19 protein-coding genes and 1 pseudogene are annotated in these 22,660 nt (G+C 65.3%); 9 read left to right on the top strand and 11 right to left on the bottom strand.

The window, feature by feature from the left end:
- The first annotated feature begins 12 nt into the window (after nucleotides 1-12).
- Complete coding sequence (locus IP86_RS11370; protein WP_054162661.1) at nucleotides 13-330, top strand: hypothetical protein; 318 nt, start codon at nucleotides 13-15, stop codon at nucleotides 328-330.
- A 123-nt stretch (nucleotides 331-453) separates the two neighbouring features.
- On the opposite strand, the gene IP86_RS11365 is transcribed toward IP86_RS11370, so the two are convergent.
- Both IP86_RS11365 and IP86_RS11360 read right to left on the bottom strand, forming a co-directional pair.
- Entirely contained in the window at nucleotides 454-879 is a 426-nt protein-coding gene (locus tag IP86_RS11365; RefSeq protein ID WP_054162638.1) for a hypothetical protein, read from the bottom strand.
- Nucleotides 880-1,129: 250 nt separating this feature from the next.
- Nucleotides 1,130-3,166 (bottom strand): TonB-dependent receptor, encoded by a 2,037-nt coding sequence (locus tag IP86_RS11360; protein WP_245290597.1) that lies wholly within the window; start codon nucleotides 3,164-3,166, stop codon nucleotides 1,130-1,132.
- A gap of 978 nt (nucleotides 3,167-4,144) precedes the next feature.
- Between IP86_RS11360 and IP86_RS11355 the strand changes: the two genes are divergently transcribed.
- The 3 genes from IP86_RS11355 to IP86_RS11345 all read left to right on the top strand — a co-directional run bounded on the left by IP86_RS11355 (nucleotide 4,145) and on the right by IP86_RS11345 (nucleotide 6,517).
- Nucleotides 4,145-4,957 (top strand): amino acid kinase family protein, encoded by an 813-nt coding sequence (locus IP86_RS11355; protein WP_054162637.1) that lies wholly within the window; start codon nucleotides 4,145-4,147, stop codon nucleotides 4,955-4,957.
- Nucleotides 4,958-4,966: 9 nt separating this feature from the next.
- Entirely contained in the window at nucleotides 4,967-5,797 is an 831-nt protein-coding gene (locus IP86_RS11350) for an amino acid kinase family protein (protein ID WP_054162636.1), read from the top strand.
- Between the two features lie 186 nt (nucleotides 5,798-5,983).
- A complete protein-coding gene (locus IP86_RS11345) occupies nucleotides 5,984-6,517 on the top strand; it encodes a hypothetical protein (RefSeq protein ID WP_054162635.1) in 534 nt (177 codons plus the stop codon).
- 14 nt (nucleotides 6,518-6,531) lie between these two features.
- On the opposite strand, the gene IP86_RS11340 is transcribed toward IP86_RS11345, so the two are convergent.
- The 3 genes from IP86_RS11340 to IP86_RS11330 all read right to left on the bottom strand — a co-directional run bounded on the left by IP86_RS11340 (nucleotide 6,532) and on the right by IP86_RS11330 (nucleotide 13,611).
- Nucleotides 6,532-8,808 carry a TonB-dependent siderophore receptor gene (locus IP86_RS11340; protein ID WP_082363951.1) on the bottom strand — a complete coding sequence of 759 codons (2,277 nt, stop codon included), beginning with the start codon at nucleotides 8,806-8,808 and terminating at the stop codon, nucleotides 6,532-6,534.
- Nucleotides 8,809-9,036: 228 nt separating this feature from the next.
- A complete protein-coding gene (locus IP86_RS11335) occupies nucleotides 9,037-12,279 on the bottom strand; it encodes an efflux RND transporter permease subunit (protein ID WP_054162633.1) in 3,243 nt (1,080 codons plus the stop codon).
- Nucleotides 12,280-12,405: 126 nt separating this feature from the next.
- Nucleotides 12,406-13,611, bottom strand: a complete 1,206-nt coding sequence (locus tag IP86_RS11330) for an efflux RND transporter periplasmic adaptor subunit (protein ID WP_082363956.1) — start codon at nucleotides 13,609-13,611, stop codon at nucleotides 12,406-12,408.
- Nucleotides 13,612-13,812: 201 nt separating this feature from the next.
- Between IP86_RS11330 and IP86_RS11325 the strand changes: the two genes are divergently transcribed.
- The 3 genes from IP86_RS11325 to yghU all read left to right on the top strand — a co-directional run bounded on the left by IP86_RS11325 (nucleotide 13,813) and on the right by yghU (nucleotide 16,854).
- Nucleotides 13,813-14,400, top strand: coding sequence for a TetR/AcrR family transcriptional regulator (locus tag IP86_RS11325; RefSeq protein WP_054162632.1), 588 nt, complete (start codon nucleotides 13,813-13,815; stop codon nucleotides 14,398-14,400).
- Between the two features lie 290 nt (nucleotides 14,401-14,690).
- Nucleotides 14,691-15,854, top strand: a complete 1,164-nt coding sequence (locus IP86_RS11320; RefSeq protein ID WP_054162660.1) for a GGDEF domain-containing protein — start codon at nucleotides 14,691-14,693, stop codon at nucleotides 15,852-15,854.
- 127 nt (nucleotides 15,855-15,981) lie between these two features.
- Nucleotides 15,982-16,854, top strand: coding sequence for a glutathione-dependent disulfide-bond oxidoreductase (gene yghU / locus IP86_RS11315; protein WP_054162631.1), 873 nt, complete (start codon nucleotides 15,982-15,984; stop codon nucleotides 16,852-16,854).
- Nucleotides 16,855-17,123: 269 nt separating this feature from the next.
- Here yghU and IP86_RS11310 read toward each other — a convergent pair whose 3' ends face one another.
- The 4 genes from IP86_RS11310 to IP86_RS11295 are packed head-to-tail and all read right to left on the bottom strand — an operon-like array spanning nucleotide 17,124 to nucleotide 19,145.
- Nucleotides 17,124-17,510: a group III truncated hemoglobin gene (locus tag IP86_RS11310; protein WP_054162630.1), complete on the bottom strand. Its 387-nt coding sequence runs from the start codon at nucleotides 17,508-17,510 to the stop codon at nucleotides 17,124-17,126.
- A gap of 31 nt (nucleotides 17,511-17,541) precedes the next feature.
- Nucleotides 17,542-18,132: an NADPH-dependent FMN reductase gene (locus IP86_RS11305; protein WP_054162629.1), complete on the bottom strand. Its 591-nt coding sequence runs from the start codon at nucleotides 18,130-18,132 to the stop codon at nucleotides 17,542-17,544.
- 52 nt (nucleotides 18,133-18,184) lie between these two features.
- Entirely contained in the window at nucleotides 18,185-18,682 is a 498-nt protein-coding gene (locus IP86_RS11300; protein WP_054162628.1) for an MOSC domain-containing protein, read from the bottom strand.
- 55 nt (nucleotides 18,683-18,737) lie between these two features.
- A complete protein-coding gene (locus tag IP86_RS11295; protein ID WP_054162627.1) occupies nucleotides 18,738-19,145 on the bottom strand; it encodes a hypothetical protein in 408 nt (135 codons plus the stop codon).
- Between IP86_RS11295 and IP86_RS29630 the strand changes: the two genes are divergently transcribed.
- Both IP86_RS29630 and IP86_RS11285 read left to right on the top strand, forming a co-directional pair.
- The gene (locus IP86_RS29630; RefSeq protein WP_349509526.1) at nucleotides 19,126-19,599 is read left to right on the top strand and encodes a hypothetical protein; all 474 of its coding nucleotides are present in this window, start codon (nucleotides 19,126-19,128) and stop codon (nucleotides 19,597-19,599) included. The two genes, IP86_RS11295 and IP86_RS29630, sit on opposite strands and share 20 nt — an antisense overlap.
- Nucleotides 19,600-19,699: 100 nt before the next feature.
- Nucleotides 19,700-20,341: a CPBP family intramembrane glutamic endopeptidase gene (locus IP86_RS11285; protein ID WP_082363949.1), complete on the top strand. Its 642-nt coding sequence runs from the start codon at nucleotides 19,700-19,702 to the stop codon at nucleotides 20,339-20,341.
- Between the two features lie 9 nt (nucleotides 20,342-20,350).
- Here the strand turns inward: IP86_RS11285 and IP86_RS11280 are convergent, their stop codons facing one another.
- Both IP86_RS11280 and IP86_RS29350 read right to left on the bottom strand, forming a co-directional pair.
- Complete coding sequence (locus IP86_RS11280; protein ID WP_054162624.1) at nucleotides 20,351-22,213, bottom strand: potassium transporter Kup; 1,863 nt, start codon at nucleotides 22,211-22,213, stop codon at nucleotides 20,351-20,353.
- 284 nt (nucleotides 22,214-22,497) lie between these two features.
- Nucleotides 22,498-22,660 (bottom strand): annotated as a pseudogene (locus IP86_RS29350) (tetratricopeptide repeat protein); the annotation flags it as partial.

Raw genomic sequence — 22,660 nt, 5'->3', positions numbered from 1 at the left:
AGGAGCATGACGATGCTGGCAGCCACCTTTCAGACCGCAGCCTTCCTGTTCCTGCTGGTGGTCGCATTGCTGGTCGTCGCCATCTTCATCGCGTTCACGGCGCCGCCGGTCGGCAAGCTGCCGCGGCCGGGCCTGACGACCGTGCTGCTCTATCTCGCCGCCGAGCTCGCGGCGCTGGTCGTCGCGATCTGGCTGGTGGTGCAGGTCAGCGAGCTGGAATTGCTGCCGGTGCTGATCGCGCTGGCGATCGCCGCCGTGGTGTTCGCGCCGCAGCTCGTCGCCAAGATCCCGCTGCCGGCCGCTGTCACCGGCCTGCTCGGCAAGCGATAATCGAAGAGATAGCCACCGCCACAGTCCGCCCTCCTGCTCCCGGACGGACACTCCCCGGCCTGGCTCTGACAGCCGCCCTCTTCGCGAGGGCGGTTTGTTGTTGAGGGCGCTATTTGCGCGCGTTCACCGTCGCACCCGGCCGATCGTACCGGCGACGATCTGCATCGCGACGCCGCCGAGCCAGCCGGCCAGCATCAAGCCGGTCCAGGCGAGATGCGGTTCGAGGTGCAGCACAACCATGGTCACCGACGCGAACGCCGCCAGCGTTGCACAGAAGGTGCCGACTGCGCTGAGGAATTCGGCCGCGTCGATCTTGCCGCGGCCATGCGCATCCCCGTTCTCGCCATGAAATGGCAGCGGCGGAATATCGATACCGAGATAGAAGCCGAAGGCGCCGATCACCATCATCGCCAAAAGAAACGCGACCGTGGTCAACGCGCCGATACTGGTCCCGACATGCGCGCCGACAAACAGCCCGCATGCCGCACCCGCGAGCGCCAAGCCGCTGCGTTCGAGAATGTGGGCCGCCTTTCGTATCCGCAGCCGCATCGGTCGAACTCTCCTGGCGCCGAGACGCCGTGACGGCAAAGCCTGAGCACTCTCCCGGAAAGGGAACGCTGCTCTCCGGCGACGTTAATCTTATATGACGTTTTCATGAATCGGGAAAGCTGCCGGGCCGCAGCCCGGTGAAGCCACAGGGGCGCGACCAGCGCGATGTCTGTATCCGATCGCGCACTCACGGTGGCTTCTACCTTAGCGAGGGCGCGCCGCGGCCGCGCCACGCCCTCGCGCTGCTTGGTCAGAAGTTGAACGTCGTCGACACCAGATAGGTGCGCGGTGCGCCGAGGCCGATCGCACTGCCGCTGTAGGACGACGCGTAGTAGCTGACATTCTCGACATTCTCGACGGCGGCACGGACCACGATCGGCTTGCCGTTCCACGGCGACAGGAAGGTGTAACGCGCACCGAGGTCGAACCGCGTCCAGGCCGGCAGCACCTGCGTATTGGCGGCGTTGGCGTAGGTCCAGCCGGTGTGGACGACACGCCCCGTCAGCGTGAAGCCATCGATGCCCGGCACGTCGACCTCGGCACCGAGATTGACGTTGACCCGTGACACGCCGGGCGCGCGATTGCCATCGGTGAGGCCGTTGGCGGTTTTCTCCAGCACGCCGTCGATGAAAGCGGCGCCCCCGAGCAGCCGCAGGCCTGGCGCCAGTTCGCCGAACACGTTGAGCTCGGCGCCGCGGTTGCGCTGCTCGCCGTTGGCCGACAGCGTCAGCATGCCGTTCGTACTCGACGCGATCGCGCTCGGCTGCTTGATCTCGAACAGGCTGCCGGTGACGCTGATCTTGCCGAAGTCGACCTTCACGCCGGTTTCGACCTGCTTGCTCTGGAACGGCGGAAACACCTGCCCGATATTCTGATATCCGACCCCCACGGTCGTGCCGGGTTGCAGTCCTTCGATGTAGTTGGCGTACAGCGTGACGTTCGACAACGGCCGGATCAGCAACGCGTAGGCCGGGCTCCAGGCGGCACCGTCCTGCCCGGTGGTGATGCCGGTTTGCAGATCGGTCGAGCTGTTGCTGACGTGCTGACGGCGGAGGCCGACGACGGCCTGTACACCGCCGTTCAGGATCGACATCGTATCGGCCGCCCCGACGCTCCACTGCCTCAGGCTGACCGAACTGCTGCTCGGAATCGAGAACAGCGGTTCTGGGATCGCCTTGTAATTGTAGATGTTCGAGCCGACGAGACCGTTCGCGGCCAGATAGGAGTTCTCGTTCGGGCGGTCGAATACCCCGTAGTTCACCACGAATTTGTGGTTGATCGGCCCGGTGTCGGCCTCGCCGCGAAGCCCGACTTCGCCGGTCTTGGCCGTGAAAGTCTGCTCGCCGCCGAACGGGCGCGAGCCATAGTCACCCGCCTGGTTGATGATGGTCGGCGACAGGAATTTGAAGTCGATCTTGGCCTGGTGATAGCCGGCGGCGCCGTACACGGTGAGTCCGGGCGTGACGTCGACTTCGGCTCGGACCGTCGCGAAGGTGTCCTTCGGCTTCCAATAGGCCCAGTCCGGAATCGCGTTGGAATTGGCCGCGGGCGCAGGTGGTAACGGCACGACGTTCGGCTGGAAACTGAAGAACCGGATCGGCGGATTCAGATTGTTGGCCTGATAACCGACGTCGGCCGAGACCCGGACGTTCTCGCCGCGATAATCCAGGCCGAGGACGGCATTGCCGAACTCGCTGCTCTGCCGGTCGAATGGCGTCTTGCCGTCGCTGTAGCTGCCGTTGAAGCGGACGCCCCACTCCTTGTGCTCGCCATAGCGCCGCGCGACATCGGCCTGCAGGCCGAATTGCGAGCGCGACGCGTAGGTCGCGGTGAGCTGGGTGATGTCGTAGTCGGGCGCTTTCTTGGTGACGAGATTGATGCTGCCGCCGACCGCGCCGAGCGGCGAAATGCCGGTGAGCAGCGCCGTCGGGCCTTTGAGGATCTCGACCCGCTCGACGAAATTGGCGCCGACACTCCAGAACGGCGCCATGCCGTACATGCCGTTGAGCGCCAGATCGCCGACGTCGTAGTAGAAGCCGCGGATGAAATAGCCGTCCTGCCCGCCGCCGGCGGACGTCACCGCCCGCACCGAGGGATCGTTGGCGACGACATCGCGGATGGTGCGCGCCTGCTGATCCTGCATCAGCTTAGCAGTGTAATTGGTCTGGCTGAACGGCGTGTCGAGCAGGCTGCGATTGCCGAGGAAACCGACCTGCCCGCCACTTGCGACCTGGCCGCCGGCATAGCTGGCCGGCAGCGCGCCGAGCGTGCCGGTCGACGGCGTCACATACGGCACCGGCGCGACGGCCTGTTTTCGCGCCGCGCCACCACGCGACGCGTCGTCCCCGTGCGGTTGCTGGCGGCAGGTCGCGTCGCACGCGGCCGCTCGGCGCGGGGTGCCTCCACCGTCACCGCGGGCAGCCCGGTTTGCGCAACCGCGGCGGTGGACAGGAGATGCAGTGAGATCGCTGCGAGCAGGCCGCTGGCGCCGGAGAGGTGAAGTGTTCTTGTCATTTTGAGCCCCCGCTACAAACCGGCTTCGCCTACAGCATCGCAAACCCGGATTCATCGTGAGGAAGGCTAGAACGTCTCAAACTGTGGAGATCGCCGGCACGTGACGAAGCTGACAACATCGATGTGTCGCGTTGCCGGGCGACGAAGTTTCGCCGATAGGACTGGCGTTTAGTACATTGTGCCGCAGGCCGCGGTCTCGCTCTCGACAGCATCTCCGTCGACGAACTGGAATGCCTCTAAGAGGAGACCCGATCGCTGCGTAACAACCTGTGGCCTCGACTGGCATCGACGACACGTCGTCGACCGAACGGGCGCAGCGCCAACCGCGCCATGGCGCCGCGCATTCCGTTTGGCGCCGCCAAGCAGTCCGGTATCGGCGTCGAATTCGCCGAACACGAGGCCGGCTGAATTCACATAACTCGAGATCGTCAACGCCGCGGTCTGATAATACCGACCGCCCAGCTGCTTGACGCGGGCCGCTGCACAATCGTCAGCGTCGCCGGCTCCGTGATCACCCAGATCTATACAACGCCTTGATTTTACTCACGCTTGTCGGGTTTTCCCGGATTGACCGGCAGCTCTTTTCCCGACACCGTCATACCGTTCTTCCATGAACCGGGCATAATTTCCGTGTCCGACGCTGCCCGGCGGCCGAGGCATTTGCCTCCAATCAAGAAAGACCCACCGAAACGCTCACGGGGCGCAAGCGTCCATCGTGACGCTCCTGATTTGCATCACAAAGGAACTACCCATGGCCAATGCCACCGCGGAGCTCGAAGCGTTGCTGATGCAGCGCTCGATGTCCGATCCCGAACTGATCGCTGCGACCGAAGCGGCGACCGACTACCGCATCTTGCCCGACGCCACCGTGATCAAGATCGGCGGCCAAAGCATGATCGATCGCGGCCGCGCCGCGGTCTATCCGCTGGTCGAGGAAATCGTCTCGGCGCGCAAGGACCACAAGCTGCTGATCGGCACCGGGGCCGGCACCCGCGCGCGGCATCTGTATTCGATCGCGGCGGGCCTCAACCTGCCCGCCGGCGTGCTGTCGCAACTCGGCGCTTCGGTCGCCAGCCAGAATGCCGAGATGCTCGGGCAGCTGCTCGCCAAGCACGGCATCTCGTCGGTCGGCGATGCAGGCCTGTCGGCGGTCCCGCTGTATCTCAAGGAAGTCAACGCGGTGGTGTTCTCCGGCATGCCGCCTTACGGGTTGTGGATGCGCCCGTCCGCGGACGGGGTGATCCCGCCGTATCGCACCGACGCCGGCTGCTATCTCGTCGCCGAGCAGTTCGGCTGCAAGGCGATGATCTATGTGAAGGACGAGAACGGCCTCTACACCGAGAATCCGAAGACCTCGAAGAACGCCACCTTCATTCCGAAGATCTCGGTCGACGAGATGAAGGCCAAGGGCCTGCAGGATTCGATCCTGGAATTCCCGGTGCTCGACCTGCTGAAGGCGGCGCGCCACGTTCGCGAGGTCCAGGTCGTCAACGGCCTGGTGCCCGGCAATCTGAGCCGCGCGCTCGCCGGCGAGCATGTCGGCACCATCATCACCGCGAACTGAGGATCGACCATGGCTGATACCAACCACATCAAGCACGTCGCCTCGCCGCTCGCGCGCCAGACGCTGCTCGACAGCAATCTCACCCGCCCGGTCGCGGGCAAGAAGCCGATCCGCATCCTGCCGTGGCTGCAGGTCGTCAAGATCGGCGGTCGCTCGATCATGGACCGCGGCGCCGAGGCGATTCTGCCGATCGTCGACGAATTGCGGGCGCTGCTGCCCGAGCATCGCCTGCTGATTCTGACCGGCGCCGGCATCCGCGCGCGGCATCTCTACAGCGTGGCGCTCGATCTCGGACTGCCGGCCGGGACGCTTGCGCCGCTCGCCGCCAGCGAGGCCGGCCAGAACGGTCATATCCTCGCAACGCTGTTGGCGCCGGAAGGCGTCTCTTATGTCGAGAAGCCGACGGTGGCGAACCAGCTCGCCATCCATCTCAGCGCCGCACGCGCGGTGGTCGCGAGCGCCTTCCCGCCCTACCACAACCACGAATTCCCCGGCGCCCGGCTGCCGCCGCATCGCGCCGATGTCGGCGCCTTCCTGCTCGCCGACGCGCTGGGCGCGGCGGGCCTGACCTTCGTGGAGGACGTCGACGGCGTCTACGACATCGATCCGAATGCGCCCGCCGGCGACTCTGCGTTGATGATGCGCGAAACCAGCTACGCCGATCTCGCCAAGCACGACGGCACGCTGCCGCTCGACCGAGCGCTGTTCGACGTGATGGCCAATGCCCGCCACATCGAGCAGGTCCAGCTCGTGAACGGCCTCAAGCCCGGCAAGCTCACCGCGGCACTCCGCGGCCAGCACGTCGGCACGCTGATCAAGACCGGCGCGCAGCCGGCCTGAGGCACGCCATACTGAGGCACACCACAGCGGAAGCGCGTCGGACTTGATCAGGCGCGCTTCCCTCCCGCTTTGCTTTTGCTATCCTGTCCGCAGCCCGCGCCGTAAGCGCGTGTCTGTCACAGGAACGAGGGTTCCGACCGTTCAGAACGCGCCCGGCGCTGCTCGGGCGCAGGTTGGAGTCACGTGATGTCGATACGCCTCGTGCGATTTGCCCTCTCCTTGGCGACGTCCATTCCGATCGGATTGGGATTGTGGATCAGCGCCGCAGCGGTCGCGGAGCCGAGCGGCTGCGCCGCGTTCAAATGGCCGGTCGAGCGGGAGCGCGCGCTGCTCACCGCCGCCGCCGCCGCTGAGGTTGCTTCGGGCGCCGAACTCGCATCGCTCCCCGCGGACGCCATCGTGTTGGCGCTTCGGCCCGGCGCCGACGCAGCCCTGCCGACGCCACCCGAGCGTCCGGCGCCCCCGGATCGTTTCGCCGGCTTTATGCGGATCAAGCAGATCGAGAAGCCGGGCCTCTACACCATCGCGCTGTCCGCGGGCGGCTGGATCGATGCGCTGCAGAACGGCCACCCGCTCAAGCCCGCCGACTTCAGCGGAGCCACCGAGTGCGATGGTCTCCGCAAGCTGGTGCGCTACCGGCTCGCTGCGGGCGAACTCTCGCTGCAGATCAGCGGCGTCGCGACAAACACAATCAGACTCGCGATCGTCCCGGCCGATTGAGTCGCGACGCCGGGCTACCACCGATAGCGCAGCGTCCCGATCACCGTCCGGCCTTGGCTGAGATAGCAATAGCCGGCGTTGCACACCGCGATCTGCTCGTCGGCGATATTGTTGGCGTTCACCGAGGCCTGGAACCCGGCGAACTGCCGCGCCAGCTTGCCGAGATCGTAACGCAACGCCAGATCGACCAGCGTATAGCCGCTATTGCGTGAGGTGTTGGCATTGGAGGTCCAGGTCGCATCGATGTAGCGCACGCCCGCCCCCAGCCCCAAACCGTCCAATCCACCGTTGAGGAAGGTGTAGTTCAACCAGCTCGATGCCGTGTGCCTCGGCGTGACGGCCGGCACCTTGTTGAGTTCGCTCGCGACGGTCGTCTTGGTGATCTCGGCATCGGCATACGTATAGGCCGTCACCGTCTCGAGCTCCGGCGTCAGCCGTGCGCGGGCCTCGAGCTCGACGCCCTGGACGCGGATTTCTCCGACCGAGGCATAGTACGCGACGCCGTTGACGTAACCCGCGAGCTTGGCGGCGTTCTTCTCGGTGAGGTCGTAGACTGAAGCGGTCAGCAAAACGTCCGGACGCGGCTGATATTTCACGCCGGCTTCGAACTGCTCCCCTTCAGACGGGGCCAGCACGCTGCCGTCGAGCGCCATCGACGTGGACGGTTGGAACGAGGTCGCGTAGCTGACATACGGCGCGACGCCGTTGTCGAAATGATACAGCAGCCCGGCGCTGTAAGAGAACGCCGAATCGTCGCGCTGCCCCGTCACGGCGTTGGTGTAGGTGTTGATCCGCGTCTGATCGGCCCAGTCGTGTCGGCCGGCGAGCGACAGGTGCCAGCCGCCCATCTGCATCTGGTCCTGGACATAGACCCCGACCTGCTGCTGGGTCGAACGCGACCCCGAACTATACGCCGGCGTGGTGCCGGCAATGCCATAGGTCGGGTTTCGGATGTCGAGTGCATAGGCTGCCAGTGCGCTGCTGTAGCCGAGCTTGAAATCCCAGACATTATGGTCGTAGTTGACGCCGGTCAGCACCTTGTGGGTGACCGGCCCGGTGACGAAATCCGCCTGCAGCGCGTTGTCGGTCTGCCAGCTGGTCTGGTCGTCGCCGACCGCATAGGCGGCGCGGTTGTAAATCGGGGTCGTCGCATCGGCGAAGCTGCCGCTGAGATAGCGCGATTCGGTATGCAGTGATCCGAACCGGGTGTGCTGCCGGAAGGTGAAGACATCGTCGAAGCGATGCTCGATCTTGTAGCCGACCTGTGCCTGCGTCAGCCTGAGATAGTCATAGGAAGGGTCGCTGGAACGCAGATACTGGCCGTTGACGGTCAGCAGCTTGCCGTTGCGATTGAGCGCAGCGACGCTCGCATCGGTCTCGTCCTTCTGCCCGAGCGCATAGGCGGTGAATGTGGTGTCGGCGGTCGGACGCCAGGTGATCGACGGCGCAAGTAGCAGCCGCTGATCGGCAACGTTGAAATTGGTGTCGCCCGTCCGGGCAACGCCCACCAGTCGATACAGCAGCGACTTGTCCGGGCTGGCAGCGCCGCCGATGTCGAATGCGGTTTGGAATCGGTCGAATGTGCCCGCCTGGACCGCGATCTCGTTGACCTGGTTGTCGACGGGGAATTTCGAGCGCCGATCGACAAGGCCGCCTGGAACCGACTGGCCGTACAGCACCGCGGCCGGCCCCTTGATGATTTCGACACTGCCGAGCTGATACGGCTCGGTGCGGAAGGTCGAGAAGCCCGAGGGATACTGCTTGAGCCCGTCGCGGAAGTCGCCGAGCGTGGTGGTGGCGAAGCCGCGAATGTAGATCTGATCGAACCGCGGGTCATAGCCGAAGCCGCCGGTCGTGACGCCCGCCGAATAGCGGACGGCCTCGGGAATGCTGGTGACGCCGCGATCGTCGAGTTCCTTGCGATCGATCACACTGACCGAGCGCGGCGTATCGATCAGCGGCGTATCGGTCTTGGAGGCCGAGCTCGACGTCCCCGCCACATAGCCATGATTGCCGGCGTAGATTCTCTGATCGACCGAGGGCATCGGCATCGGCGCGACTTGCCGCGCCGGCTGGGTCGACCTGGTCGGCCGCGCAGCCCGTGCGGCGGCTCGCGCCGGTTTCGTCGACGCACCACGCGCCCGCTGTTGCTGCTGCGGCGCGTCGACGGTCACCGCCGGCAGATGCGATTGCGCGATCGCGCGGCCTGGAAGGTCGGTCGCCAAGGCGAGCAGGCTGACCGTGCAAAGCAGGGCTGCCTGCTTCGTCGCTTTTCTTGTTCGTAAGTCCATGGACACGTCCCCAATGCCGCTGAACCGTCAGCGTCATCGGACGTGTAACCTCTGAAGCATCGTCACGCACGATTGCGAGCGATAGAATAGATCAAGAAAGCCCTGTCTCCCAGCCACATTTGGAAACATGATCGCGACCATATGTCTCGCCGCGATGGCTTAGAATTACTCCGATCCGTGCCGCGATCAGCGCGCTCACCGTCAGCGGGCCGATCGCGTGCCTCCGGATTAGTCGTGCGGCATCAGCACGCGCTCCGAGCGAGGTTCGGGCTCGGGCGCGTGCGATGCATGCGGCTGCGTCGGGGCATCGACGACAGTCGCCTCCCCGTGCTGGGTCAGCGGCCGGTTGCCGGCGAGCGCGCGAAGCAGCACGTAGAACATCGGAGTGAAGAAGATACCGAACGCGGTGACGCCGATCATGCCGGCGAACACGGCCACGCCCATCGCGTGGCGCATCTCCGAGCCGGCACCGGTCGAGGTCACCAGCGGCACCACGCCCATGATGAACGCCATCGAGGTCATCAGGATCGGCCGCAGCCGCAGCCGGCTGGCCTCGATCGCCGCCTGGATCGGCTTGCGCCCGGCGAATTCGAGCTCGCGCGCGAATTCGACGATCAGGATGGCGTTCTTCGCCGATAGGCCGACCAAGACTATCAGTCCAATCTGGGTGAAGACGTTGTTGTCGCCCTTGCTGATCCAGACGCCGAACATCGCAGCCAAAAGGCCCATCGGCACGATCATGATGATCGACAGCGGCAGCGTCAGGCTCTCGTATTGCGCGGCCAGCACCAGAAAGACCAGTAGCAGCGCCACCGGGAACACGATCAACGACGAATTGCCCGCGATAATCTCCTGATAGGTCAGCTCGGTCCATTCATAGGACACGCCCTTCGGCAGCGTCTCCTTGGCGACGCGTTCGATCGCATCCTGCGCCTGACCGGTCGAGAAGCCGGGCGCGGCGCCGCCGCTGACGTCGGCGGTGAGGAAGCCGTTGTAGCGCATCGCCCGTTCCGGCCCGGCGCTCTCCTTGACGCGCAGCAGCGTCGACAGCGGGATCATCTCGTTGCTGTCGGAGCGCACCTTGAGCTGACCGACATCGTCGGCCCGCGCCCGATACTTGGCATCGGCCTGCACACGCACCGAATAGGTCCGGCCGAAGCGGTTGAAGTCGTTGACGTAGAGCGAGCCGAGATAGATCTGCATGGTGTCGAAGATCGACGTCACCGGCACGTTGAGCTGCCGCGCCTTGGTGCGGTCGACGTCGGCATAGAGCTGCGGCACGTTAATCTGGTAGCTGGTGAACAGCCCGGCCAATTCCTTCTGCTGCGACGCCTTGCCGACGAACGCCTTGGTGGCGTCGCTCAGCGCCTCGTAGCCGAGGCCGGCGCGATCCTCGATCTGCAGCTTGAAGCCGCCGATTGTGCCGAGACCGGCGACCGGCGGCGGCGGGAACATCGCAATGAAGGCATCCTGGATGCCGGCGAACTTTTTGTTCAGCTCCATGGCAATCGCGTTGCCGCTCAGTGCCGGGCCCTTCCGCTCAGCGAAGTCCTTGAGGCCGATGAAGACGATGCCGGAGTTCGACGAGTTGGTGAAGCCGTTGATCGACAGGCCGGGAAACTGGATCGAGTTCTCGACGCCGGGCTCCTGCTGGGCGATCTCGCCCATGCGCCGGATCACTTCCTCGGTACGGTCCAGCGTGGCGCCGTCCGGCAACTGCGCGAAGCCGACCAGATACTGCTTGTCCTGACCCGGCACGAAGCCGCCCGGCACAGCGTGGAACAGCCAGCCCGTGACGCCGACCAGCAGCAGATACACCGCCATGCCGACCGCGCGACGCGAGATTACGCGCTTGACGCCGCCGCCATAGGCCTCGGAGCTTTTCGTGAAGAAGCGGTTGAAGCGCACGAAGAACCAGCCGAGCGTCTTGTCCATGAACCGCGTCAGCGCGTCTTTCGGCGCGTCGTGGCCCTTGAGCAGCAGCGCGGCCAGCGCCGGCGAGAGCGTCAGCGAGTTGAACGCGGAGATCACGGTCGAGATCGCAACGGTCAGCGCGAATTGCTTGTAGAATTGTCCCGTCAGGCCGCTGATGAAGGCGAGCGGCACGAACACCGCGACCAGCACCAGCGCGATCGCGATGATCGGCCCGGTGACTTCGCGCATCGCCTGATAGGCGGCGTCTTTCGGATTGAGCCCACGCTCGATATTGCGCTCGACGTTTTCGACCACGACGATGGCGTCGTCGACCACGATGCCGATCGCCAGCACCAGGCCGAACAGCGTCAGCGCGTTGATCGAGAAGCCGAACACGTGCATCACCGCGAAGGTGCCGATCACCGACACCGGCACCGCGATCAGCGGGATGATCGACGCCCGCCAAGTCTGCAGGAACAGGATCACGACCAGCACCACCAGCGCGATCGCTTCCAGCAGTGTGTGGATCACCGCTTCGATCGAGGCGCGGACGAACTGCGTCGGGTCGTAGACGATGTCGTAGGAGACGCCGTCCGGCATGTTCTCCTTCAGCTCCTTCATGGTCTTGCGGACGTTGTCGGAGATCTGGATGGCGTTGGAGCCCGGTGACTGGAAGATCGGCACCGCGACCGCGGACTTGTTGTTGAGTAGCGAGCGCAGCGCGTAGTCGGCGGCGCCGAGCTCGATGCGGGCGACGTCGCGCAGCCGGACCACCTCGCCGTTGTCGCCGTTCTTGACGATGATGTCGCCAAACTCCTCTTCGGTCTGCAGCCGTCCCTGGGCGTTGATCGAAAGCTGCAGATCGAGACCCGGCTCGCCCGGCGAACTGCCGACCTGCCCGGCCGCGGCCTGGACGTTCTGGGCGCGGATCTCGCGCACCACGTCGCTCGGCGACAGGCCGCGCTCGGCGACCTTCTGCGGGTCGAGCCAGATCCGCATCGAGTAATCGCCCGAGCCGAACAGCTGCACCTGGCCGACGCCCTCGATCCGCGCCAGCCGGTCCTTGACGTTGAGCACCGCGTAGTTACGCAGATACGTCATGTCGTAGCGGTCGTTCGGCGACATCAGATGCACGACCATGGTGAGGTCGGGCGAACTCTTGATGGTGGTGATGCCGAGCGCGCGCACTTCCGCCGGCAGGCGCGGCTCGGCCTGCGACACGCGGTTCTGCACCAGCTGCTGCGCCTTGTCGGGATCGGTGCCGAGCCGGAAGGTGACGTTGAGCGTCATGCGACCATCGGTGGTCGCCTGGCTGCTCATATACAGCATGTTCTCGACGCCGTTGATCTGCTCTTCGATCGGCGTCGACACCGTCTCGGCGATCACCTTCGGATTGGCGCCCGGATAGTTCGCGGTCACCACGATGGTGGGCGGCGCCACTTCCGGATACTCCGAAATCGGCAGCACCGGCAGCGACAGCAGGCCGGCGAGAAAGATGACCGCCGACAGCACGCCGGCAAAGATCGGGCGATCGATGAAAAACTTGGAGAAATTCATGGCACTGGTCCGTATCGATCCGCTTGCTCGCGGGCGCAGAAATCCGAGCGCGGCCGAGCCATCGGCCGCGCGGCTATCGAATGTCGGGTGAGAGATCCGATCCCGCCGGCGCGGGATCGGCAGCGATTAGTTCTGCGCCAGAGCCTTGCCGGTCGTGACGCCGGCACCGTCCATCGCCACCGTCTCCGGCTTGATGGTCGCGCCCGGCCGCACCCGCTGCAGGCCGTTGACGACGATCCGTTCACCGGCCTTCAACCCGGAGGCGACGACCCGCATGCCCTCGACCGAGGCGCCGAGCGTGACTTCGCGATATTCGGCGTGGTTCTGCGGATCGACCACCATCACGAATTTCTTGTTCTGGTCGGTGCCGACCGCGCGTTCAGAGACCAGCAGCGCCGGCTCGGGCTTGGGCTGGCCCATCGACAGCCGCGCGAACTGGCCCGGCATCAGCCGGCCATCGGCGTTGTCGAACACCGCGCGCACCCGGACCGTCCCCGAGCGCGGATCGACCTGGTTGTCGACAAACTGCATCTTACCCTTGACCGGCGCAGTGTCGGTGCCGGTGGTCATCTGCACCGGGATGCGATCGATCGCGCCCGGGGTCTTCTCGTCGGCCAGCGTCTTCAGCGCCCGCGCCACCACCTGCTCGTCGGCATTGAAGCTGGCGTAGATCGGATTCACCGACACCAGCGTGGTCAGCAGCGGCGAACTCGGCCCCGCGGCGATCAGATTGCCCACGGTGATCTCGATCTTGCCGACGCGGCCCGACACCGGCGCACGGATCTCGGTATAGCTGAGGTTCAGCTCCGCGGTGCGTAGCGCGGCTTCGGCGGTCTTCACATTGGCTTCGGCCTCACGATAGGCGTTGAGCCGGTTCTCGACCTCACGCTGGGTGATGGCGGAGCTGGAGAGCTGCTGGCTGCGCTCGACATCGGCCTTGGTAAAGACCACGCGGGCGCGGGCGGCGGTGAGTTGCGCCTGCGCCCGGTCGACCTCGGCGGCGTACAGCGACGGATCGATGATCACCAGCAGGTCGCCCTTGTTGACCAGCGTGCCCTCGTGGAACTTGATCTCCTGCACGGCGCCGGCGACGCGCGAGCGGATCTCGACCCGCTCGATCGCCTCGAGCCGCCCGGAAAACTCATCCGACGGGGTCGTCGCCTTGGACTCGACCAGCGCGACCGAGGCCGCGACAGCAGACGGCGCGGCCGGTGCGGTTTCGGCCTGGGCGGACCCGGTTCGGTCCATCAACACCGCACCGCCGGCCAATGCGGCCGAAACCGCCACAATCCCCGCACCCAACGTCATGTTTCGAGCGAAAGTCTTGGCCATCGTGATTCCCATTCAACCTAAGCGAGCTTGCTAAAAGCTCAGCGAATTCAGTAACTCGTATGACGACTGCAGCCTGGCGATAGGATCATCATACCACGCTGCAGTGCACATATCCATACCGCCCGGTATAAATGGACTATCGACATCCACTGTCAAGAGACTTATCTACCGTTTGGTAGAAATCTCGGGAGGCGTTTTGCAATGGCCATTGGACGACCACGCGAATTCGACGTCGACACGGCGCTCGATCTCGCCCTGCACGTCTTCTGGCGCAAAGGCTACGAAGGCACGTCGATGTCCGACCTCACCGAGGCAATGGGTATCACCAAGCCGAGCCTCTACGCCGCGTTCGGCAACAAGGAGGATCTGTTTCGTAAAGCGCTCGATCGCTATGTCGACGGGCCGGGCCGCTATTATCAGGCCGGCCTCGAGAAGCCGACAGCGCGCGAGGTGGTCGAGCACATCCTTTGCGGTGCCGTCGACGCCATGAGTGACCCGAGCAACCCCGGCTGTCTCGCGGTGCAGGGCGCGCTGTGCTGCGGCGAAACCGCAGAGACCATCAAGCAGGAACTGGCCGCCCGCCGTGCCAAGACCGAAGAGGATCTGCGCGACCGCTTGAGCCGCGCGATTGCGGAGGGTGACCTCCCTGCCGACGCGAATGCCGACGACCTCGCCCGCTACGTTGCGGCGATCCTGCAAGGCATGGCCGTCCAGGCGGCCGGTGGCGCCTCGCGCGATCAGCTCCGCAAACTCGCCGACATGGCGCTGCGTAGCTGGCCGCCGGTGTGATAGATTCAGGCCCTTAGCTTCTGCTCGGTTCCTTTCGATCCGAGGCGTCGCTCGTCGCGATGAACGAACGACACGATCGTCCCCTGCTCTTCCGCAAACAGTGGGTTGCGTATCGCGACTTGTCGCTGCAGGGCATCGATCCGGAACCCCGAGCGAGCAGACTTTCGAAGATATCGTCCACCCTGTCGCAGTCCGTTCATTGACCGGCCGTTAACACTGCCGCGACGATATTACCGCGCGGCGCCTTGTTGCCATCGGCTGTTAGGAACTCGCGACTTATGGTGCCGCGGATGATCGTCTCTTTGTTCGCCAGATTGCTGCACGCCGATCCGCGGATTCGCCGCGAATTGGTCGAGCTGCTGTACACGTCGATGCCGCAGGTCGCGGCGATCGGCGTCACCTCGGTGACTGGTGCGGTCGCGCTGACGCTGATCGACCGCGATCCCGGCTATGCGACAATTTCGGTGTTCATCCTGATCACTGCGGTGGCCCGTGTCGTCTCGCTGCTGCGCTACAAGGCGCGCGCCGCTCAATTCACCGATGCCGACGTCGTCCGCTGGGAAGTGCTGTATTGCGTCGGCGCTTCGGCCTTCAGCCTCGCGCTCGGCGCATTATCGTTCCGGGCGTTGTGGCTCGGCGATGCCCCCGGCGCCTGGATCGCTTTCGGCCTGTCGATGTCGTATTGCGTCGGCATGGTGTCGCGGGCGGCGATCCGGCCATGGATCATCCTGACGGCGTCGGCGATGCTGCTGACCCCCACCATCATCGCCGGGTTGCTGCGGCCGGAGCTCGCATACAACATCGGCGCGGCGATGCTGGTGCTGTTCTGGCTCACCCTGCGCGAAGCTTCCAAGCATCTCAGCGCCGCATTCACCGAGCGCCTCGAAGCCAAACATCGGCTGTCCCGCCAGGCGACACACGACTTCCTCACTGGCCTGCCGAATCGCGCCGGCTTCCTGGCCGCGCTGACAGAGATGAGCGGCAGCTTCACGCTGGTCGCGATTGATCTCGACGGGTTCAAGCCGGTCAACGACCGTCACGGCCATCATGCCGGGGACGATCTGCTGCGTCAGGTCGCCGAGCGACTGAAGGCCTGCGCCGGCACGACCGGCATTGCAGCGCGTTTCGGCGGCGACGAATTCATGCTGCTGAAGCCGATCTCGGAGGGCCCTCTCGGCCGCGAGGAAGCACTGCAACTCGCCCGCGCCGCCGTGTTGGAATTATCGATGCCATTCCTGTTGTCGGAGCTCCCGGTGCGGATCGGCGCCAGCGCAGGGCTGGTGGTCTGCGACGGCGCCCTCGCCGCCAATCCGACGGCGCAACTTCTGGAGCGGGTCGACCAGGCGCTGTACGCGGCGAAGCGCTCGGGCGGCGGCTGCGCCTGGCCTGAGGCCAGCCAGGACGTGAGCGAACACAAACCCACGGCGACGCGGGCCGGCCTGTCCGCCGCGTAGCTCGCGGCCGAACAATCGCATCCGCCCTGTTCGCATAGCGCCCCTCGGAACTGGCCCTTGCAAAGCGCGGCGGCGTCGCCATTGTTTCCACCTCACCGCGCGACAAGAAACAAACCCGGAGCAGCCGATGACCGACGCCCCCTACTCGCCGCCAAAAGTCTGGACCTGGGATAAGGAGAACGGCGGGAAATTCGCGTCGATCAACCGGCCGATCGCCGGCCCGACCCACGACAAGGAATTGCCGGTCGGCAGACATCCTCTGCAGCTTTATTCGCTGGCGACGCCGAACGGTCAGAAGGTGACGATTCTGCTCGAGGAGTTGCTGGCGCTCGGCCACAGCGGCGCCGAATACGACGCCTGGCTGATCAAGATCGGCGATGGCGATCAGTTTTCGTCGGGCTTCGTCGAGGTCAATCCGAACTCGAAGATTCCGGCACTGCTCGACCGCTCGACGAATCCGCCGATCCGCGTTTTCGAGTCCGGCTCGATCCTGCTCTATCTGGCCGAGAAGTTCGGCGCGTTTCTGCCGACCACCCCGGCCGGCCGCACCGAATGCCTGAACTGGCTGTTCTGGCAGATGGGCAGCGCGCCGTATCTCGGCGGCGGCTTCGGCCACTTCTACGCCTATGCGCCGGAGAAGTGGGAGTATCCGATCAACCGCTTCGCGATGGAAGTGAAGCGGCAGATGGACGTGCTGGATCGTCGTCTTGCCGAGACCGCGTATCTCGCCGGCAGCGAATACAGCATCGCCGACATCGCCGTGTGGCCGTGGTATGGCGGCCTCGCCAGCGGCTTGTTGTACGGTGACAGCGCCACGTTCCTCGATGTCGCCAGCTACACCAACGTACAGCGCTGGACCAAGGCGATCGCCGAGCGCCCCGCCGTCAAGCGCGGCCGCATGGTCAACCGCGTCTCCGGCGAGCCTTCCACCCAGCTCCACGAACGCCACGACGCCGGCGACTTCGAGACCAAGACGCAGGACAAGCTCGCGGCGAAGTAACAAGCGAATGCGGGGATGGGCAATGTCAACGCCCGTTAGCAAGGCCACCGCCTCCCCCGTCATTCCGGGTCTGCGCTGCGCAGCAGCGCAGACCCGGAATCCACTTTGCAGATGCCACTAACACCGCCTCATGGTGAGGAGGCGCGCAGCGCCGTCTCGAACCATGGAGCCACAGGTGCTGCGTGGCCCATCCTTCGAGACGCCCGGCTTCGCCGGGCTCCTCAGGATGAGGACTCAGTGACGAGTTGCTGAACAATCAGCCCGGGCGGCTACACACTATGCCTTGGCGCAGCGACCCTGCCCTGCGTCGTCGCGATGCCCATTTCGAAGCTGTCGGCGATGCGGCGGGCGCGGAGGATGAAGGCGGCGGCGATGTTTGGTTCGAACAACTCGGTCGCGGTCGCTTCGAACAATGCGAGCCAGCGATCGAAATGCGCGGGCTCCAAGCCCAGCATCAGATGTGGCCGCATCGGCCGACCGCCGTAGCGGCCGGTCTTGAGCAGCATCGACGACCAGAAATCGCTGATCTGCGCGATGTGATGATCCCAATCCGCGACGGCGCGATTGAAGATCGGGCCGATCTGATCGTCGTCGCGCGCCCGCGCATAGAAGGTGCGGACGAGCTCGGCGATTTGCGCTTCGGTAATGTCGTGCATCGGGCAGATGTAGGGTGCGAAGCGCCGCCGCTCAATATGGCGGTTTGACCTTGGCACGCTGCGCTTTCGCGGCCTCGGCCCACCAGGCGAGATCGGCCGCGAAGCGCGGGAATGCGCGCGCCAGCGACTTGCCGCCGTCCCCGATCGGCGTGGCGGTTTCGTCCAGCGTCTGCGCGATCGGTCCGACGCCGAGTGTCGACGAGATCACCACCATGCCCATCTCGCTCAGCGTGCCGTGCCACGCGGTGGCGGCGCGGACGCCGGAGAAACGTCCGGCCGAGTAACTCGCTATCGCCGCCGGCCGCCAGAACCATTCCTCGAGGAAATGATCGGTGAGATTCTTCAGTCCCGGCTGAACGCCCCAATTGTATTCACCGGTGACGAACACGAAGCCGTCGGCATTGCGGATCTTGTCGGCGAGCGCTTCCATCGCGGCCGGCGCTTCGCCCTTGGGATGTTCCTTGTACATGCGGTCCAGAATCGGCAGGCCGATCGCCTTGGCGTCGATCAATTCCACCTCGTGGCCAAGCTCCGCGAACTCCCCGACCAGATAGTTGGCGAGACGAATTCCCATCCGGTCGGAGCGATACGAGCCGTACAGCACGAGCAGGCGGAGAGACATCGGCGAACTCCTGATTACGATCGACCGCGCGGCAGCCGCGCCGCAGCCTATCCTAAATGCGTTCGATCGGGTCACCGATCCGCACGGTGCCGCCTTCGATCACCCGGGCGGTGATGCCGCCGCGGCCGCGCACGGCGTTGTAGCCGCCGACGCCGAACGTCTCTTCCATCCGGCTGCACGGCGCGCAGTCGCCCGACCCTTCCAGCAGCGCGGTGCCGATGCGAAAGCGCTGGCCCTTGAGAGCCACGAGATTGATGCGGCTGGTGACGAGGTTTCGTCGCAACAACTCCGGAGCGACTGCGTCGCGCCCGAGGAACGCAGCGATGGCCGTGAGATCCTCAGCGGCGATCAGCGTGACCTGCCGGGTGCCGTTGCGGGAGGTGCGGTAGCGATCGCCAACGATGCCGGTCTGCGCGATCAGCGTCGCTTCCGTCGGCATCGTCATCGCGGCGTGCCGCGCCGGACGCAGACCGATCCAAGCGAGGCGGCCGGGCCGCATCGGCGCAGCAATCAGGCGTCCGAGCGGCGTATCTGGAGAAAGCCCAGTCATGCGCCCTGCACGATCGCGGCGGGGCGCAGGCTGCTACGGAACAAACGCAAGCCGGTCAGGTCTTCGGCAGTTTCGGAATCGCGTCGGCGAAGCCGTTGTAGCAGGCCAGTCGCTCGTCCTGCTCCTTGGTGAAGCGGCACTCCGCGACAGCCTTTGCGGCCGCCTGCTTGGCCCCCTTCTTCGGCGCCTTCGGCTTGGGAGGGAAGATCGCGTCGTAGCAGTCGAGTCGCTCCTTGCTGCCATCCTCGATCTCGAGGCAGGCTTGCAGTTGCGACGCGACAGAAGGCTTGCCCGACTTGGCCTGTTTGCCGGCGCCCTCCGAGGTCGCCATTTTGTCGCCGCGCGGCTTGATCTGGACCAGCGGCCGATCGCCGACCATCGGCGGACTGCTCGGCGTGCCCGCGCTCTGCGCCAACGCCGCGCTCGAAGCCAGCAGCGCCACCATGACAACCATCGTTCTCATCGAGATCCCCGTCGATACGCTTACCCGGCACGCCGCGCGCCGTGGCGGTTGTTCACCAGCGACGCTACGTCAATCCGAGCGCCGAGGCGGCGTCAAGCGCAATGCCCCGCGCTCGGCTCGAGTTTTCACCAGGACCAAGCTCGACCTTCTGATTGCGGCGGGTTTGGGGCAATGGAACCGCTGCGGCCGGCTGGCAGGCGCGCGGCTTCTGCGCTACTCAATCCGCATGAGAACCACGCTGATCGCCCTGCTGCTCGCAGCTACCGTGACGCCGGCGGCCGCCGCCGACGACCGGCGGCTCGCCCCCAAGCCCGCGCCCCCTCCGAAACAGACGACGACCACTAATCCTTGCGCGGCGTATGGTCCCGGCTTCGTTCAGGTCGAAGGCGGCGGCACCTGCGTGAAGATCGGCGGCGCGTTGGACGTTGGGGTCGGAGGCAGCAGCCGGCGCTGACGCGTTTCCCGCAGAACCACGGGGCCGCCTCGGGATCACAACAGGAAGAGCTGGCGCGGTTGTGACTGGCCTCATCGGGCGGAATGCCGATGATTGTCAGATGACAAATTTACGACAATCGCCGCCGGCCTCGGTCGATATCCCCAGCTTCATGGCCCACCAGCTCGTCCCGCTGGCGGGCCTGACCCTGCTGCTGGCCGCTCCGGGGCTGGCGATCCATTTCGGCCTGCTGCCGTTCGCCTACCGGATCCACGCCCTGCTGATGGTGTCGGGACTCTGCATCGGGCTCTGCGTGTGGGCCGGCGTGTCCTTCACGGAACTCGGTTTCGGCAAGCCACATCATTGGCGGCACTGGTTTGGCTGCGCGGCACTCACGCTCGCAATCGCGGCCGTGATGCTGCTGCAGACGCAGTTCTTCACGTTCGACGCCAAGCCACCGGCGTGGCTGAGCTTCGCGCCGTTCTACGTACTGGTGTCGAGCCCGTGCCAAGAAGTGGTGTGCCGGTCGATCCCCAAACTGATCACCGACAAACTATCGCGCGGCGGCTGGGCCTATGTGCTGTACTCGGCGGCGATGTTCTCGCTGATCCACCTCTGCTACGGCGACCCGGCCTTGCTGCTGAACACCTTCCTGCTCGGCCTGGTGTGGGGCGCTGCCTATCTGTGGATGCGCAACATCTGGCCGCTGATCGTGTCGCACGCCGCGATCGGCACGCTGGCCTTCGCGCTCGGGCTGGCCTGAGCGCTGCGATCAGATCTCGAGCTGTGTGCCGAGCTCGACGACGCGATCGGTCGGGATCTTGAAGAAGGTCGTCGCCCGGGTCGCGTTCAGCGTCATAAAGGTGAACAGCCGCTCGCGCCACAACGCCATGCCCGGATTGAGGCTCGGCACGAAGGTCTCGCGGCTGAGGAAGAACGAGGTCGACATCATGTTGAACTCGTGCCCGAACTGCTTGCACAGCGCGAGTGCGGCCGGAACGTCGGGCGTCTGCATGAAGCCGTAGCGGATGATCAGGCGATGGAACCCGTCGCCGATATCGGTCATCAGCACGCGTTCGCTGTCGGGCACGTAAGGCGTCTCGGCCGTCATCACCGTCGTCAGCACCACGCGCTGATGGACCGTCTGGTTGTGCTTCAGATTATGGAGCAATGCCGGCGGCACGCCGTCGGTCGCGGCGGTGAGGAACACCGCCGTGCCGCGGGCACGCGACACGTTCGGCCCGAGCGCGCGCAGCACCACGTCGAGCGGCACCGCCTGCTTCTTGAGCTGCTTGCGCACCAGCGCGCGGCCGCGTCGCCAGGTCGTCAGCACCGTGAACGAGATGAAGCCGATGAACAGCGGGAACCAGCCGCCCTGCGCCACCTTGATGATGTTGGCGGCGAAGAACGCGAAGTCGACCGCCAGCAGCGTGCCGATCACCGCGATCACCAGAGCCATGTTCCAGCGCCACAGCAGCGCCATCACGAACGACACCAAAATGGTGTCGATCATCATCGTGCCGGTGACGGCGATGCCGTAGGCGGCGGCCAGATTGCTCGACGACTGGAAGCCGATCACCAGCGCCATCACGGCGATGTACAGCGTCCAGTTGGTGAACGGCACGTAGATCTGTCCGGCCTCCTCGCCCGAGGTATGGACGATGGTCATCCGCGGCAGCAGGCCGAGCTGAATCGCCTGCCGCGCCACCGAATAGGCACCTGAAATCACCGCCTGCGAGGCGATCACCGCGGCTGCCGTGGCGAGCGCCACCATCGGCATCACCATCCATTCCGGCCCCATCCGGAAGAACGGGTTCTGGATGGCGCTCGGGTCGTGGATCAGCAGCGCGCCCTGGCCGAAATAGTTCAGCAGCAGCGCCGGCAGCACCAGGCCGAACCACGCCAGCCGGATCGGAAACCGGCCGAAATGCCCCATGTCGGTGTAGAGCGCTTCGCCGCCGGTGACGGCGAGCACCACCGAGCCGAGCGCGTAGAAACTCATCAGCGGATGGCGGATCACGAACTCGACCGCGTAAACCGGACTGATCGCCTCGAGCACGCCCGGCGAGCGGGCGATGTTGACGATGCCGAGCACCGCAAGCGTGACGAACCAGATCGTCATCACCGGCCCGAACAGCCGGCCGACCAGGCCGGTGCCGCGTGACTGGATCGCGAACAATGCCGTCAGCACCACGGCGGTGACCGGCACGACATAGAGCTTCAGGTCCGGCGTCACCACCTCGAGGCCTTCGACGGCGCTCAGCACCGAGATCGCCGGCGTGATCATGCTGTCGCCGTAGAACAGCGCTGCAGCGATCACGCCGAGCATCATCAGCGGATAGTGCACGCGGCGGCCGCGCGTTAGTTCCGTGACCAGCGCCAGCAGCGCGAGGCTGCCGCCCTCGCCGTGGTTGTCGGCGCGCATGATGATGATCACGTACTTCACCGTGACCAGCAGCATCACGGTCCAGAATACCAAAGACAGCACGCCGAAAATGTTGTCCGGCGTCACCGCGATCGGGTGATGGCCGGCGAAGGTTTCCTTCAGCGCGTAAAGCGGGCTGGTGCCGATGTCGCCGAACACGACGCCGACCGTGCTGATCAGCAGTCCGACGCTGCTTTTGTGCTGGCTCATCGCTCGCCCTCTGGGCTGACCGGGCGGCCGGCCTGGACGTGAGGCGCGGGTCGCATGAGATCGCCACCGCAATCCGGACAACGCACCGGCCGAGCCTGCCGGCCGGCGTCCGATTCCGATCCCGCGTTTCTATTCATAGGGGCCGTGCTCTGTTGTTGACGTGGATCAGACGGCCCGGATCAGACGCGCGGCCGCGCCGTCTGATCCGGGCCGTTTTCCGAATTCGTTCGCTAGCAGATTTTCAAGTCAGGACGGAATGCCCCGGCGGCGTCGCTGGAAAGACCTTAGAAGCACAGATTGGTCACAAGCTTCCCCTGCTTGTCCTTAATCGAATACGGGCAGTCGGCGCGCTTCAAAGCGGCTGCGGCGTCGGCATTGCCGAGTGCCGCAGCGCGTTCGTAGAATCCCTTGGCGGCGGCGGAATCCTGCGGACCGCCCCGCCCCGCC

The sequence above is a fragment of the Rhodopseudomonas sp. AAP120 genome, assembly GCF_001295845.1.
Taxonomy (GTDB): domain Bacteria; phylum Pseudomonadota; class Alphaproteobacteria; order Rhizobiales; family Xanthobacteraceae; genus Rhodopseudomonas.
Note: the sequence above shows the minus strand (reverse complement) of the source record. Positions and strands in the feature narration are given on the sequence as shown.